We start from the raw sequence: 13,907 nt of genomic DNA, 5'->3' as shown, positions 1-13,907 counted from the left end.
CACATTGCCATCATGGCCGCCAAGCCAATCAAACGCCTGTGTGAGTCCAATGCACGCAGGCTATGCGATTCGGCTCAAAACCTGCGTTACGGCCTGCGCCGCAACTTCACCGATGACCAGGATCGCTGGGCTTTTGAGCTGAAAAGTTGCGGCGTCACTGCACATTGCACCGAGCTGCGAGCGGCATTCGCGTTGTTGGGGCAGTGAGGCGTTTTCGATCATCGCCACCGGGGTGCTGGCCGACAGGCCGCCTTCCATGAGGCCGAGCTGAACCTGCTGCACGCTGCTCACCCCCATGTAGACGACCAGGGTGGTGCCGGTTTGCGCCAGCGCATGCCACTCGGGGCTGCTGCCGTCGAGCGTGTGCGCGGTGACCAGCGTTACGCCGCGTGCCACGCCGCGTTGGGTCAGCGAGATACCGCACTGTGTGGCGCCGGCCAGGCCGGCGGTGATGCCATTGACCAGCTCGACCTCGACGCCGCGCTCGGCCAGCCATTCGGCTTCTTCGCCACCGCGGCCGAAAATGCACGGATCGCCGCCTTTCAGGCGCACCACGCATTTGCCCTGCCGCGCATAGCGCAGCATCAACCGATGGATGAAGGCTTGTGGTGTCGACCGGCAACCGCCGCGTTTGCCCACTGGGATCACCCGCGCGTTTGGGCAGTGTTCGAGCATGGCGGGATTGACCAGGTCATCGATTAGTACGACCTGCGCTTCACCCATGGCGCGTACCGCCTTGAGTGTCAGCAGCTCCGGATCACCGGGCCCCGCGCCAACCAGCCAGACTTTTGCGCTCATGTATCCACCTCACCTGTTGCGGTAACCACGTCGGCGATGCGCCATGCATTGCCAGCTGTTGATGTTCACGCCACTGCCGGTTGTTTCACCAACAGCCGCTTGATTTCCGGTACACAGGAGCCGCAGCTGGTGCCGCAACCCAGCTCCCGCTTCAAGCCATTCAGATCCAGGCCCCGCTCGATGCCTGAACAGATCGCGTCTTGGCTGACGTTCATGCAATTGCACAGCGTCTTGGCGCGGCGCACGTCGCCGCCTGGCGGCGTGCTCAATGGCGCGAGCAACCAGCGGCGCAGTGCCTGGTCGGCCTTGCCGTCGTGCCAGAGTTGCTTGAGCCAGTCGCGCGCGGCGGTTTCGCCGGACAGACTGAGGGCGACAATGCGGCCATCCTCGATACGCACCCGCTTGCCGACGCTGCGTCGCGGGTCGTCATAGACCAGCACAGGGCCTTCATCCAGGCCGAGCAGTTGCTCAAGTTTCGCCAGTTGCGTGCGGCTAGGCGGCTCGTTGCATGCCGCGCTGATCACCAGCGCTGGCCGCTCGCGGCCGGTCAGGCTGAAGCTGGCGTAGGCGAAGCCTTCGAACAGCGGGCGCAGCGCTTCGAAGCGTTTCTGCACGGAGCCTTCGACGAGGGCAAAGAACTGCCATGGCAGCTCAACCTTTTCCACCTCGACCCCGGCGTGCTTGAGTTCCGGTTGCTTGGAAATCGGGTCGAAGGCCGGCAGCGTGAGGCTGTTGACGCCGAAGCCCTTGAGGAAGCGGTCACCCCAATGCATCGGCAGGAAAGCCTGGCCCGGACGTAGGCTGTCGTCCTTGTGAACCGGCAACAGCAGCTCGCCACGGCGGCTACGCACCTTGACCAGTTGGCCATCGAGCAGGCGACGACGGCGCATGTCATCGCCGTTCATGCTGAGCAGTGCTTCTTCGACGTGGCCGAATAGGCGCGCGGCGGTTCCGGTGCGGCTCATGCCGTGCCAGTGATCACGCAGGCGGCCGGTGTTCAGGGTCAACGGAAAGCGCGCCTCGCGTTTCTCCTTCGGCGCCTGATAGTGCTCGGTGAGGAAACGTGCACGGCCGTTGTCGGTCGGGAACACGCCGTCTTCGTAGAGTCGCGGCGTGCCTTGCCGAGCACCGGCGGGGAAGGGCCATTGCTGCGGGCCGAGACGGTCGATCACGGCATGGCTGAGGCCGGACAGGTCAAGGTCGCGGCCCTGTGTGAGCAGCTTGTATTCCTCGAACAGCGCGGCTGGGTTGTTGAAGTCGAACAGGCTGGCCTGACCGGGACGCATCAGGCTTTCCAGGCGCCGAGCAAAATCGCAGGTGATCGACCAGTCGGCACGCGCCTCACCCGGTGCGGTGATGGCCGAGCGCACATGGCTGACGCGGCGTTCGGAATTGGTCACCGTGCCTTCCTTTTCGCCCCAACTGGCGGCGGGCAATAGCAGGTCGGCGTAGCGGCAGGTTTCAGTGGTAAAGAAGGCTTCCTGCACCACCACGAACGGGCAAGCCGCCAGGGCTTCGTGAACCTTCTGCTGGTCCGGCATCGATTGCGCGGGGTTGGTGCAGGCGATCCACAGTGCTTTGATCTTTCCGCTGCGCACCGCTTCGAACAGCTCGATGGCCGAGAGTCCCGCGGTTTCCGGCAGCGCCGGGACGCCCCAATAGTTGGCGACCTCGGCACGATGCTCAGCATTGCCCGCTTCGCGATGGCCGGGCAGCAGGTTGGACAGGCTGCCCGTCTCGCGGCCGCCCATGGCGTTGGGCTGACCGGTCAGGGAGAAGGGGCCGGCGCCAGGTTTGCCGATCTGCCCGGTAGCCAGGTGCAGGTTGATCAGCGCGCTGTTCTTGGCGCTGCCGGCCGTGGACTGGTTGACACCCATGCACCAGAGCGAGAGGAAGCTCGGCGCGCTGCCGATCGTGCGTGCGCAATCCTGCAGCTCGGCCACGCTGATACCGCAGAGGTCCGCGACCAGGGCCGGGCTGTAGTCGCGTACCAGGCGCTTCAGGTCCTCGAAACCGTCGGTGTGAGCTTCGATGAAATCGCGGTCGATCCAGCCCTCCCACAGCAGTATGTGCAGGAGGCCGTGGAACAATGCGACGTCCGTACCCGGAAGAATCGCCAGATGCTGGTCGGCCAACTCGGCGGTGTCGGTGCGACGTGGGTCGACCACGATGACCTGCATCTCGGGTCGTTTTGCTTTGGCTTCTTCGAGACGGCGAAACAGCACCGGGTGCGCATAGGCCATGTTGCTGCCGACGATCAGCACGCAGTCGCTTCGCTCGATGTCTTCGTAACTGCAGGGTGGCGCGTCGGCACCGAGGCTGCGCTTGTAGCCAACCACGGCTGAGGACATGCACAGGCGCGAGTTCGAGTCGATGTTGTTAGTGCCCACCAGCGCGCGGGCCAGCTTGTTGAACGCGTAGTAATCCTCGGTCAGCAACTGCCCGGAGATATAGAAGGCAACGCTGTCCGGCCCGTGCTCGGCGATGGTCTCGGCGAATACATTGGCAGCATGATCGAGCGCGCTGTCCCAGCCAGTACGTGTACGGGCCAGGCCTTTACCCAAGCGCAGCTCGGGGTAGAGCGCGCGGGCATCGAGGTCGCCGGTCAGGTGCAGGGTCGAGCCCTTGCTGCACAGCTTGCCGAAGTTGGCTGGGTGGCAGGGGTCGCCTGTGACATCAAGGATGCGCTCGCCGTCGTGCTCGATCAGCACGCCGCAGCCCACGCCGCAGTAGCAGCAGGTCGAGGCGATTGTCTGGGTCGGCCGGGTCATGCCGTCGCTCCGTTTTGTAGGATGATTTTCGCTAACCGGATCACTCAGGTGCGGTCGGTTGCGCTGTTCAGCGAAAGCAGCACGCGACCATTCTCGACGCGGACTTCATGGCGATGGGCACAGCCCACATCGGGCGCGGCGGCTTCGCCGCTGTCGAGGTTGATCTGCCAGTTGTGCAATGGGCAGGCGACCTGCTTGCCGAATACGATGCCCTGGGACAGGGGGCCGCCCTTGTGCGGGCAGCGGTCATCCAGCGCGAACACCTGGTCATCGGCGGTGCGGAACACCGCGATGTCACCTTTCGGCCCGGCGACGATGCGTGCACCGAGCGGATTGATCTCGTCCAGGGAGCAGATATCGAACCATTTCATGCAGTGTTTCCTCGCGATGGGGTGATCGGCTGGAGCTGACGGCGGCCACTCATGCCGGCTCGATCGGGGTCAACTGCAGGGTCTCGTATTCTTTCTTCAGCGACTGCTCGGCGATGGCTTTCTTCCAGCCGTCGCCCTCGAAACTCAGCGAGAACATCAACCGCTGGGCCAGCGCCTTGCGCCGGGCTTCGTCTTCCAGAACTATTTTCTTGATGTATTCCAGGCCGACACGCTGCATGTAGTGCACGGTGCGCTCGAGATAAAACGCTTCTTCGCGGTAGAGCTGAAGAAAGGCGAAGCTGTATTCGGCGACTTCGTCCGCGGTCTTGACCTTGACGAAGAACTCACCGGCCTCGGTCTTGATCCCGCCGTTGCCGCCGACATACAGTTCCCAGCCCGAGTCCACACCGATGATGCCGACATCCTTGATGCCCGATTCTGCGCAGTTGCGCGGACAGGCGGAGACGGCCAACTTGACCTTGTGCGGCGAGTACATGCCGAACAGCGCTTTCTCCAGATCGATGCCCAGCGCGGTCGAGTTCTGGGTGCCGAAACGGCAGAATTCCTTGCCAACGCAGGTCTTTACGGTGCGGATTGACTTGCCGTAAGCGTGGCCGTCCGGCATGTCCAGGTCTTGCCAGACGTTCGGCAGGTCATCTTTCTTGATGCCCAACAGGTCGATGCGCTGGCCACCGGTGACCTTGACCATCGGTACCTGATACTTGTCGGCAACATCTGCAATGCGGCGCAGCTCGGCGGCGTTGGTCACGCCGCCGAACATGCGGGGCACGACCGAATAGGTGCCGTCTTTCTGGATATTGGCGTGGGCGCGTTCGTTGATGAAGCGCGACTGCGGGTCGTCCTTGGCTTCGCCCGGCCAGGAGGATATGAGGTAGTAGTTCAACGCTGGGCGGCAGGTGGCGCAGCCGTTGGGCGTGCGCCAGTTCAGGTAGTTCATCACCTCCGGAATGCTGATCAGGTGCTGCTCGACAATGGCTTTGCGCACCTGTCCATGCGGAAGATCAGTGCACCCACAGATGGCTTTTTCGCTCTTGGGCTTTACGTCCGCCGCGCCGCCGACGGTGTTCATCAGGATCTGTTCCACCAGCCCGGCGCAGGAGCCGCAGGAGCTGGCCGCCTTGGTGTGCTTCTTCACGTCGTCAACGGAAAACAGCCCGTGTTCCTGAATTGCCTTGACGATGTCGCCCTTGCACACACCGTTGCAGCCACAGACTTCCATGCTGTCAGGCATCGCCATGGCCTTGTTCTGGCCCTGATGACCGGTGTCGCCGATGGCGCCCTCACCGAACATCAAATGGTCGCGAATCTCGCTGACGTTATGGCCTTCGCGCACCTGGCGGAAATACCAGCCACCGTCGGCCGTATCGCCGTAAAGACAGGCGCCCACGAGGATGTTGTCCTTGATGACCAGCTTCTTGTACACCCCGCCTATGGGGTCGGAGAGCGTGATGGTTTCGGTGCCTTCGCCGCCGAGGAAATCGCCAGCGGAGAACAGATCGATGCCGGTGACCTTTAGCTTGGTCGAGGTCACCGAGCCGAGGTAGCGGGAGAAACCGAGCATCGCCAGGTGGTTGGCGCAAACCTTGGCTTGCTCGAACAGCGGCGCCACCAGGCCGTAGGCGGTGCCGCGATGGTTGGCACACTCGCCGACGGCATACACCCGTGGATCGTAGGTTTGTAGGGTGTCGTTGACCAGAATGCCGCGGTCGCAGGGGATGCCGGCTTTCTCGGCTAACGCGCTGTTGGGTCGGATACCGGCGGCCATCACCACCAGATCGGCGTCGATGACCTCGTCATCGGCAAAGCGCACGGCCTTGACCCGGCCGGCTTCGTTACCGATCAGCTCGGCGGTCTGCTTTTTCATCTTGAAGCTCAAACCGCGGCTTTCCAGGGCGTTCTGCAGGAGGGTGCCGGCCGTCTTGTCGAGCTGACGCTCCATTGGCCACTCACCGATGTGCACAACCGTGACGTCCATGCCGCGCAGCTTCAGGCCGTTGGCGGCTTCCAGTCCGAGCAGCCCGCCACCGATCACCACGGCGTGCTTGTGGGTCTTGGCAGCGTCCATCATCGCCTGGGTGTCAGCGATGTCGCGATAACCGATTACGCCCTCCAGATCATTGCCGGGAACCGGCAGGATGAAAGGATTCGACCCCGTGGCGATCAGCAGTCGGTCGTACTCCGCCTCGCTGCCATCCTCGGCGATCACACGGCGCTTGACCCTGTCGATCTCGACCACCTTGCGGTTCAGCATCAAGCGGATGTTGTTGTCGGCGTACCACTTGAGATCGTTGAGGACGATTTCGTCGAAGGTCTGCTCCCCGGCCAGCACGGGGGACAGCAGGATGCGGTTGTAGTTGGGATGCGGTTCGGCACCGAACACGGTGATGTCGTAAAGATCGGGTGCAAGTTTCAGCAGCTCCTCCAGGGTGCGTACCCCTGCCATGCCGTTGCCGATCATCACCAGCTTGAGTTTCTTCATGCCGTTCTCCCCACAGACCGACCAGTCGATAACTGCCTGGCCGTGCCGTTGTAAAAATCCAAAACGAAAAAAGGCGTCCCACTGATCTCCCAGTGAGGACGCCTTTGTCCTTTGCTTCCGTATTCGGAGCCGACCCTCCACGTTGAAGGTCTGGCCTATGTAAGGCAGGTAATGCAGAGGCTGTGCCAACCGGACTTTTGAGTGTTTTCAGCGGTTTAGCTGCCGTTATGCGAACGCAATTGGCGATTTATTGCACCCCGATGAAGCGCTCTGCGCAGCACTGGTGCAGGCCGGCACCCAAGCCTGCCGGAAATTGGCCGTTGACAGCCGGCGTGCCGCTTTTCTATTGTTCAGCCCATGCGCCGATTTAGTCAGCTACTTGCGGGGCGCCTGGAGCCGAAGGCTTCGAAATACCGCTAAAGCGCTGGTTCGGTGTCGCCTCCCACCGCTGCCCAGCGGAATTCTTGAGGCGGGACTTCTCCCAATGAATGCACTGCAACGCGCTCCTCTACGCTTGGCCCCGATCACTAGCGGGCTTGTCCGTAGCAATCCGAAAATCCTCCTTGGCGGTAGCCATCAACCCTCGCTTCTGCGCTATCTGGACGGCTGGCCGCAGCGCTGGGGCAGGCCGCGCGCCTTTGTCGTTCAGTTCACCGGAGCTGATGAGTCGCTGGCGCACTTCGCCTCCAACAGTTTTGACCTGGCGGTGGTCCAGGCGCCGAGCGCAGAGCGTCTGGAGGAGTGTGTGCGGCAGCTGACGCGCGTCTCTCGGCAAGGCTTGATCGTCCGACGCGTCAGCCTTTGACGGCGAGTTGATCGCTAAGCGCCTTTCGCCAACCAGACGAGCATGACCAGATTCAGCAGCAGTGAGCACAAGGCCAGGCTGCGCCAGACCTTCAAGGGTTCACGCTCCAGCAGCGGCAACTTGGGTGCAGCGCCTATCAGGCGCTCGCCCTGTTCCAGGGTCAACAGCCATTCTTCCGCCGTTTCGAAGCGCTGTGCGGGATCAGCCGCGACGGCGCGTTTGAGCATGTCGTCCAGCCACTGGGGCAGGTCGGGGCGATAGCGACTGGCCGGCACCGGGTTGCCGAAACGCGGCCGCTGGAAGGCTTCGATTTCGCCGTAGGGGTAGTGGCCTGTAAGTAGATAATAGAGCGTGACACCGGCTGCGTAGAGGTCCTGTTCCCGGCTTGGCAGTGCACCAGCAAAGGCTTCCGGGGCGATATAGCTCGGCGTACCCGGCAGGGTGTGCGGTTGATCCTGGGATAGGCCCGGGCAGTAGGCAAGACCGAAATCCAGCAGGCGTAGCTCACCGGCGTCATCCCTGTGCAGGTTTTCCGGTTTGATGTCGCGGTGCAGGATATTGCGCCGATGCAACATGCCCAGCGCGCGAATCAGGCGGGGCGTCAGCTGCAACCAGTCGACCATCTCCATCGGGCCCTGCTGGGTGAATTGCTGGGCGAGGGTCTGGCCGCTGTACTCGCGCTGTACGTAATACAGGTGTTGGCGCTGCGGCAGGCCGTGGGTTTCCGGGAAGTGTCGACCCGCGACACGGCGTAGAAACCATTCTTCCTGCAGCAGTGCCGGCCCGGCTTCAGGTTCATCATGACGACCTGGCGGCAAGGTCTTCAACAGCCAAGTTTGCCCCTGCTGATCGCTGACCCGGTAAACCAGCGATTGCCGCGATTCGGCCAGCAATGCGGTGATGGTCCAGCCTTCGAACAGCTGCCCCGCTCGCAGCTTTGGCGGCAGCGGCCAGTCCGCCAGTTGCGCGAGGGAGTCGGCCAGCGCTGCTTCCGGCAGCTCGTCGACCCGTAGCAGCAGCGCGCTGGCGTTGTCCTGGCTGCCGGTCTGGTGGGCGAGATTGACCAGCGCATGGGCGGCGCGCGAGAGATCCGGCTCAGCTTGCAGGATGTTCTGGATATCGCCCTCGGTGATGCTGGCCCAGACGCCGTCGCTCAGCAGCGCGAAGCATTCGCCGAGTCTGAGCTCGCCGTCGAGATAGTCCACCACCAGGTGCTGGTCCAGCCCCATGGCGCGCTTGAGCACGTGCTGCATGTTCGGCTGCTCCCAGACGTGGTCTTCGCTCAGCCGCTGTAGTGCATCGTCATGCCAGCGGTAGGCACGGCAGTCGCCGACATGGGCGAGGGTGAAGCGACGCCCACGGAGTACCAGGGCGGTCAGGGTCGTGAGCAGCGGCTGGCCGCCGCCATTGGCCTGTAGCCAGCGATTATGCGCGACCAACAGTCGGTCCAACGATTGCGCGACGCTCCAGGTTTCCGGCGTGGCGTAGTAATCCGTCGCCAATGCCTGCAGCGTCGCCCGCGCGGCGAGGCCGCCGTCAGCGCAGTGGCTGACGCCATCGGCGATGGCGAACATCGCCCCCTTGCTGGCAGCCAGGGTCGGGGTCGGCGTCACGATCCGCAGGGCGTCCTGGTTTTCTTCGCGGGGGCCGGTGGCAGTGGCTTCACCAAACGTCAGCTGCAAGGGCATGGGCGAAACTCCAGTTGGCGCGCCTGCAAAAACGAACAACGAAGGCAGGCCCTGAGGCCTGCCTTCCAAGTGTTGCCTGGGTGAACTCAGACGCGGGCGGCAGTCATCGCGGCAGAACCCCAGGTGGTTCTCCAGCGGCGCTTCACACCATAGAGGCCAAACCACGCCAGCGCACCCAGGCTGGCGAACAGCCAGAGACCCATCTGATAGTCACCCGTGGCCTGCTTGACGGCGCCGAGCCCTGCGGTGAGCAGGAAACCACCAATGCCGCCCGCCATGCCGACCAGGCCGGTCATCACGCCGATTTCCTTGTGAAAGCGTTGTGGCACAAGTTGGAACACGGCGCCGTTGCCCGCTCCCAGGCTGAGCATCGCGACCACGAACAAGGCCAGTGCAGCTGTCGAGCTCGGTAAATTGAAGCCGACGACGAACAGGCACACGGCAGTAACCGTGTACATCACCAGCAGCGAGCGGATGCCGCCGATTCGGTCGGCCAGTGCACCGCCGAGCGGGCGCAGCATGCTGCCGGCGAAGACGCAGGCGGCGGTGTAATAGCCGGCCTTGACCGGGTCGAAGGCGTACTGATCATGGAAATAGCCCGGCAGGGTACTGGCCAGACCGAGGAAGCCGCCGAAGGTGACACTGTAGAAAAACATGAACCACCAGCTGTCGCGGTCGCCCAGGGCTTTCATGTAATCGGTAAAGGACTTGGGCGCCGGACGATTCGGGGCATTCTTCGCCTGGGTGGCGAAGATGATCAGCACCAGGACCAATGGAATCAGCGCGAGACCGAACACATTGCTCCAGCCAAACATCGTCGCCAGCACAGGTGCGAACAGCGCCGCGAACACCGTACCGGAGTTGCCCGCACCGGCAATGCCCATGGCCTTTCCCTGATGCTGCGGTGGATACCACTGCGAAGCCAGTGGCAGGGCGACGGCGAAGGAGGCCCCCGCCATGCCAAGGAAAAGGCCAAGCAGCAGGGCTTGTTCATAACTGTGAATGCCGTGGAGCCAGGCCACGAACAGCGCAGCGATCACCACGACCTGACCGAACAGCCCGGCGGTCTTGGGGGAGGTGCGGTCGGCCAGCATGCCCAGCACCAGGCGCAGCACGGCGCCGGAAAGGATCGGCGTGGCGACCATGAAGGCACGCTGCTGGGTGGTGAGGCCCAGGTCGGCCGCAATCTGCACGCCAAGCGGGCCAAGCACGTACCAGACCATGAAACTCAGGTCGAAATAGAGAAAGGCGGATAACAGGGTCGGCGTGTGGCCGGCTTTCCAGAAACTGGTATTCATCGGGTGGGCTCCAGGCATTCGTCTTGTGCAAAAGAGGCCGCCCCAACTTCGAGGCGAAAACAAAAAGGCGCCGCATCACGCCTGCCGGAGCAGGAATGGTGCGACGCCTTTGTCTAGGGTGGAGACCGCCGTTGGCCTACCGTGTCGATTGCGAAGCATCTAACGTGCCAGTCAGCCTGCGGCCCCGTTTCATGCGGCTCGTGTCGCTGGCCTTGCACGGACGGTCGACGTCGGGTGCACAGCCGTTGTGCGGTGGGCGCCATTTCAGGGCAATGTCTTGCCGATTGTCCTTGTCCTTGTCCTGACGTCGGCTGTTAGGCTTTACCTGCCAAGCTTCTAGGAGTGATTGATGCCCGTTATTGCCAGCCTGACCCTGAACCCGGCAATGGATCTGTCCGTCAGCACTGCGCGGGTAACCAGCACCGAAAAGCTACGCTGCTCGCTGCCGCGCCACGACCCGGGTGGCGGCGGGATCAACGTCGCGCGGGTGGTCGACACGCTGGGTGGCGAGGCGGTGGCCGTCTATCCCGCGGGCGGTCCGTTCGGTGATCTGCTCACGCGCGCGCTGGATGAGCTGGGCCTGGCGCACCGACCCGTGCCGATCGCTGGCGACACCCGTGAAAGTTTCACGGTGGACGAGTTTGAGACCGGGCTGCAGTACCGTTTTGTACTGCCTGGGCCCTCCTTGTCCTCCGAGGAGCTGGCCCGCTGTCTCGATGCACTGACCTCGCTGGACCCGGTGCCGGCTTATCTGGTGCTGAGTGGGAGCTTTCCGCCGGGTGTGGCGCTTACGTTCTACGATGATCTGCTCAGCCTGACGCGCCGCATCGGCGCCAGGCTGGTCGTCGACCTGTCTGGCGAGCCCTTGGCCTACGCGGCACGTCAGGGCGGGGCATACCTGCTGAAACCGAGCCTCAACGAGCTTTCGACCCTGGTCGGTCGCCCGATCACCAGCGAACTGGAGCAGGAGCAAGCGCTGCGCGGCCTGATGGCGAGGGGCAGTGCGCAGATCATCGTGCTGTCGCTGGGCGCTGATGGGGCGCTGGTCGCTTGCGGCGAGCAGTTGCAGCGGCTGCGCTCGCCACAGGTTCCAGCGGTCAGTGCGGTGGGCGCCGGCGACAGCATGCTCGGTGCCATCGTGCTGGGGCTGGCCGAAGGGCGCAGCTTGGACGAGGCCGTGCGCTACGGTATCGCCGCCGGAGCCGCCACCGTGATGCGCCCCGGTACCGAGCTCTGCCACTGCGAGGATGTGCAGCGACTGCTGCAGCTCGGTGATGGTAGCGGTTTATCTAGTCGATCCGGTTCACCCGCGGGAATTTGACGGCAAATGCCTCTGGCATAGCGACAACGCGGCTCTGCACGTAGTCGTAAAAGACGAAGCCGGACTTGGCCATGGCGATCAGCGTGCCGTCCGCCGGCCGGGTGATACGAAAGGTGATGTCGCCGCCGTACTTGTTGAAATCCATGACGCCGACTTCGAACAGTAGGGCGTCCCGTGCATGGGCTTCGGCTTTGTAGGTGGTGGCCAGGTCGGTGACGATGATGCCGCCGCCATCCTTGCTGGTCTCGGCGATGCCATAGGCGAACAGGAAGCGCGCACGGGCCTCGGAAATCATCGAGATCATCGAGTCGTTGGCAAGATGGTTGCCGGCGTTGATATCGGTGATGCGAACGGTCAGCTGGGTGCTGAAGCAGAACTGATCTTCGGGAAACTGCAGGGTCAGGCGGGCCATGATGCTCTCGTTGCTTGTGTTTGGCGCTGGTTGGCAGCGCGACGTGCGGAGGCGGATTGTACGCCTCTGCACGTCAGCACCAAGCTTGATCCGGCCTGTTGATATCGCGTGCGCGGTGTCAGGCGATGCTATGGCGAATGCCTTGCAGGCGCTCATCGATGATCGGGGTGATCAGCGCGTAGCATTCGGCTGGCGCCAGGCTGACCCGCGGTGCGTCGATCAGGTTGCACTCCAGGTGTTCGATGAGGTTGCGCAGGCTGTCGCCGCTGATCGGGTCGGTGAGGCGCAGGCAGAGATAGCGCATCTGGATCTGCATATCCAAAGGGCACTTTTCGAAGTTGGCTGCACGCACTGCCAGGCCGCGCAAACGTCCGAGGTCTTCCAATGCGCGACAGGCCTCGCACATACCGAATACCTGCGGATTGCCCTGGAAGACAAGGCGCAGCTCAAGCACGTGGATGCTTTCGAGCAATTGCTCGATCAGGATGCAGTGCGGCTCGAAATCCGCTGGCGTCCGGCGGATCTGCTGCCACAAAGCGCGCATCGGCGGACGGTTTTCCTCACCTTTCCACTCCTGCCAGAGCCGATCGATATGGCTCGCAATCTCCAACCGCTGCGTGGCGGCTGCGGCATCAGGTTGACCGCCCAGGCCACGGTGTTTCTGCACGAATTGAAGAACTTCCAGCGCATGCTGCAGCGCCTGGACATCGGTTGCGCTGAGACGCTTGCGATGTCGCTCGGCAGCAATGCCACTGAGATGGTTGCCGAGCAGCACCAGGCCGGCGGCCAGGATCAGGGCGATCGATACTTCCATGGTCAGGCTTCCGTACGGCTGAGACGAGTGAGGTAGAGGGTCAGGCTGTGCAGCTCTTCGGCCTGGGTGCGTTGGCGCTCGACGCCGGTCTCGACCTGATTGAGCTGATCGCGCAACAGGCGGTTGCCCTGTCGCTGTTCTTCGAGGGCTGTTTGCAGGTGATCGAGTTCGGCAAGGCTCAGCTGGCTGCGCCGCGCTAACTGATCGAGTTCGGCGGCTAATGCACTGCTTTGCTCGCCGCTTTGCTCGAGCAATTGCTGGTGCTGGACGACCTCAGCCTCTACGCGGCGAACTGCGTTGCCGGTCGTGGCGACCACGCTGGTGATGTCCTGGGCGGCGCAGTCGCTGGTCAGCGCCAGCTGGCGGACCTCGTCGGCCACCACCGCGAAACCGCGACCGTGCTCGCCGGCTCGCGCTGCTTCGATGGACGCATTCAGGGCGAGCAACTGGGTCTGTTTGGCGACGTTCTGGATGCTCAGGGCGGCTTTGCCGACGGCAGCCGTGTCCTGCAACAGTTGGCCGACCGCATCCGAGGTGCGCTGCATGCTCTGGCGTACCTCGGTCATGCGGGTGCTGACCGACATCGCGTTGTCGCGGCCGGCCTGGCTTTGCCGGTGGGTGTCGGCAAAGGCTTGCATGGCTTGCTGGCCCAGCGTGCTGACCTGTGGCTCAGCGCCTTGCTGGCTTCGGTCATCGCCAGCACTCGCTCGCCCTGGCCGATGCTGCTGTGCTCGGCGGTTGCGGCCATGCGCTCGAGGGCATCGCTGGCGAACTGCACTTCACTTCGTAAACGCTCGCTGCGCAGCGATTGAGCGCCAAAGGCGGCGACCAGATCCTCACGAGACTCGTTGAGCCCCTGCTGCTGGCCGAGCACGGCGAGCAAATGCTCACTGTGGCGCTGATGCTCGCGGTGTTTGCGCTGTTGGGTCAGTTGCAGACCTGCGGCGATACAGGCGAGGGCCAGCGACAGCAGTTGCTGCTGCCACAGCCCAGCCATACAGGCCATGGCCCAGGCGGCGAGCAATAGCCAATCCATGTACGACTGCAGCGCCGCGGTGGTGGCTTGCTGTACGGCGTGCGTTGGGCGCGTGGCGTTCAAGGCTCTGTCCATGCTCGTGATCCTTTCTCG

General features: G+C 63.3%; 12 protein-coding genes. 2 read left to right on the top strand and 10 right to left on the bottom strand.

Features of this window, described 5'->3' with window-relative positions; translation table 11 throughout:
• Positions 1–60: 60 nt before the first annotated feature.
• The 4 genes from cobA to nirB form a co-directional block, all read right to left on the bottom strand.
• Positions 61–798: a uroporphyrinogen-III C-methyltransferase gene (gene cobA, locus AAGW23_RS06995; protein ID WP_342405726.1), complete on the bottom strand. Its 738-nt coding sequence runs from the start codon at positions 796–798 to the stop codon at positions 61–63.
• Between the two features lie 65 nt (positions 799–863).
• Complete coding sequence (locus AAGW23_RS06990; protein ID WP_342405725.1) at positions 864–3,569, bottom strand: molybdopterin-dependent oxidoreductase; 2,706 nt, start codon at positions 3,567–3,569, stop codon at positions 864–866.
• Between the two features lie 44 nt (positions 3,570–3,613).
• A complete protein-coding gene (gene nirD / locus AAGW23_RS06985; protein WP_342405724.1) occupies positions 3,614–3,940 on the bottom strand; it encodes a nitrite reductase small subunit NirD in 327 nt (108 codons plus the stop codon).
• Positions 3,941–3,989: 49 nt separating this feature from the next.
• Complete coding sequence (gene nirB / locus AAGW23_RS06980; RefSeq protein WP_342405722.1) at positions 3,990–6,440, bottom strand: nitrite reductase large subunit NirB; 2,451 nt, start codon at positions 6,438–6,440, stop codon at positions 3,990–3,992.
• A 484-nt stretch (positions 6,441–6,924) separates the two neighbouring features.
• Between nirB and AAGW23_RS06975 the strand changes: the two genes are divergently transcribed.
• Positions 6,925–7,245, top strand: a complete 321-nt coding sequence (locus tag AAGW23_RS06975; protein ID WP_342405721.1) for a class I SAM-dependent methyltransferase — start codon at positions 6,925–6,927, stop codon at positions 7,243–7,245.
• A 14-nt stretch (positions 7,246–7,259) separates the two neighbouring features.
• On the opposite strand, the gene AAGW23_RS06970 is transcribed toward AAGW23_RS06975, so the two are convergent.
• Positions 7,260–8,933: a bifunctional protein-serine/threonine kinase/phosphatase gene (locus tag AAGW23_RS06970; RefSeq protein ID WP_342405720.1), complete on the bottom strand. Its 1,674-nt coding sequence runs from the start codon at positions 8,931–8,933 to the stop codon at positions 7,260–7,262.
• An 86-nt stretch (positions 8,934–9,019) separates the two neighbouring features.
• A complete protein-coding gene (locus AAGW23_RS06965) occupies positions 9,020–10,231 on the bottom strand; it encodes a nitrate/nitrite transporter (RefSeq protein ID WP_342405719.1) in 1,212 nt (403 codons plus the stop codon).
• 349 nt (positions 10,232–10,580) lie between these two features.
• Between AAGW23_RS06965 and AAGW23_RS06960 the strand changes: the two genes are divergently transcribed.
• Positions 10,581–11,552: a 1-phosphofructokinase family hexose kinase gene (locus AAGW23_RS06960; protein WP_342405717.1), complete on the top strand. Its 972-nt coding sequence runs from the start codon at positions 10,581–10,583 to the stop codon at positions 11,550–11,552.
• On the opposite strand, the gene AAGW23_RS06955 is transcribed toward AAGW23_RS06960, so the two are convergent.
• The 4 genes from AAGW23_RS06955 to AAGW23_RS06940 all read right to left on the bottom strand — a co-directional run bounded on the left by AAGW23_RS06955 (position 11,521) and on the right by AAGW23_RS06940 (position 13,889).
• Positions 11,521–11,964, bottom strand: a complete 444-nt coding sequence (locus tag AAGW23_RS06955; RefSeq protein WP_342405715.1) for a thioesterase family protein — start codon at positions 11,962–11,964, stop codon at positions 11,521–11,523. The genes AAGW23_RS06960 and AAGW23_RS06955 overlap by 32 nt on opposite strands.
• Before the next feature lie 118 nt (positions 11,965–12,082).
• Positions 12,083–12,778 (bottom strand): hypothetical protein, encoded by a 696-nt coding sequence (locus AAGW23_RS06950; RefSeq protein ID WP_342405714.1) that lies wholly within the window; start codon positions 12,776–12,778, stop codon positions 12,083–12,085.
• Positions 12,779–12,780: 2 nt separating this feature from the next.
• A complete protein-coding gene (locus tag AAGW23_RS06945; protein ID WP_342405713.1) occupies positions 12,781–13,416 on the bottom strand; it encodes a methyl-accepting chemotaxis protein in 636 nt (211 codons plus the stop codon).
• Complete coding sequence (locus AAGW23_RS06940) at positions 13,341–13,889, bottom strand: hypothetical protein (RefSeq protein ID WP_342405712.1); 549 nt, start codon at positions 13,887–13,889, stop codon at positions 13,341–13,343. The genes AAGW23_RS06945 and AAGW23_RS06940 overlap by 76 nt, the downstream gene beginning before the upstream one ends.
• Between the last annotated feature and the right edge of the window lie 18 nt (positions 13,890–13,907).

This window comes from Stutzerimonas chloritidismutans (assembly GCF_038562055.1).
In the GTDB taxonomy this organism is placed as follows: Bacteria; Pseudomonadota; Gammaproteobacteria; order Pseudomonadales; family Pseudomonadaceae; genus Stutzerimonas; species Stutzerimonas chloritidismutans_A.
This window is presented reverse-complemented; position numbering and strand designations above follow the sequence as displayed.

Coding starts and splice junctions, on each gene's coding strand:
- AAGW23_RS06990 (WP_342405725.1), bottom strand. CDS start 3,569: ATGACCCGGCCGACCCAGACAATCGCCTCGACCTGCTGCTACTGCGGC.
- AAGW23_RS06950 (WP_342405714.1), bottom strand. CDS start 12,778: ATGGAAGTATCGATCGCCCTGATCCTGGCCGCCGGCCTGGTGCTGCTC.
- AAGW23_RS06955 (WP_342405715.1), bottom strand. CDS start 11,964: ATGGCCCGCCTGACCCTGCAGTTTCCCGAAGATCAGTTCTGCTTCAGC.
- AAGW23_RS06940 (WP_342405712.1), bottom strand. CDS start 13,889: ATGGACAGAGCCTTGAACGCCACGCGCCCAACGCACGCCGTACAGCAA.
- nirD (WP_342405724.1), bottom strand. CDS start 3,940: ATGAAATGGTTCGATATCTGCTCCCTGGACGAGATCAATCCGCTCGGT.
- AAGW23_RS06965 (WP_342405719.1), bottom strand. CDS start 10,231: ATGAATACCAGTTTCTGGAAAGCCGGCCACACGCCGACCCTGTTATCC.
- AAGW23_RS06960 (WP_342405717.1), top strand. CDS start 10,581: ATGCCCGTTATTGCCAGCCTGACCCTGAACCCGGCAATGGATCTGTCC.
- AAGW23_RS06945 (WP_342405713.1), bottom strand. CDS start 13,416: ATGCAAGCCTTTGCCGACACCCACCGGCAAAGCCAGGCCGGCCGCGAC.
- AAGW23_RS06970 (WP_342405720.1), bottom strand. CDS start 8,933: ATGCCCTTGCAGCTGACGTTTGGTGAAGCCACTGCCACCGGCCCCCGC.
- AAGW23_RS06975 (WP_342405721.1), top strand. CDS start 6,925: ATGAATGCACTGCAACGCGCTCCTCTACGCTTGGCCCCGATCACTAGC.
- cobA (WP_342405726.1), bottom strand. CDS start 798: ATGAGCGCAAAAGTCTGGCTGGTTGGCGCGGGGCCCGGTGATCCGGAG.
- nirB (WP_342405722.1), bottom strand. CDS start 6,440: ATGAAGAAACTCAAGCTGGTGATGATCGGCAACGGCATGGCAGGGGTA.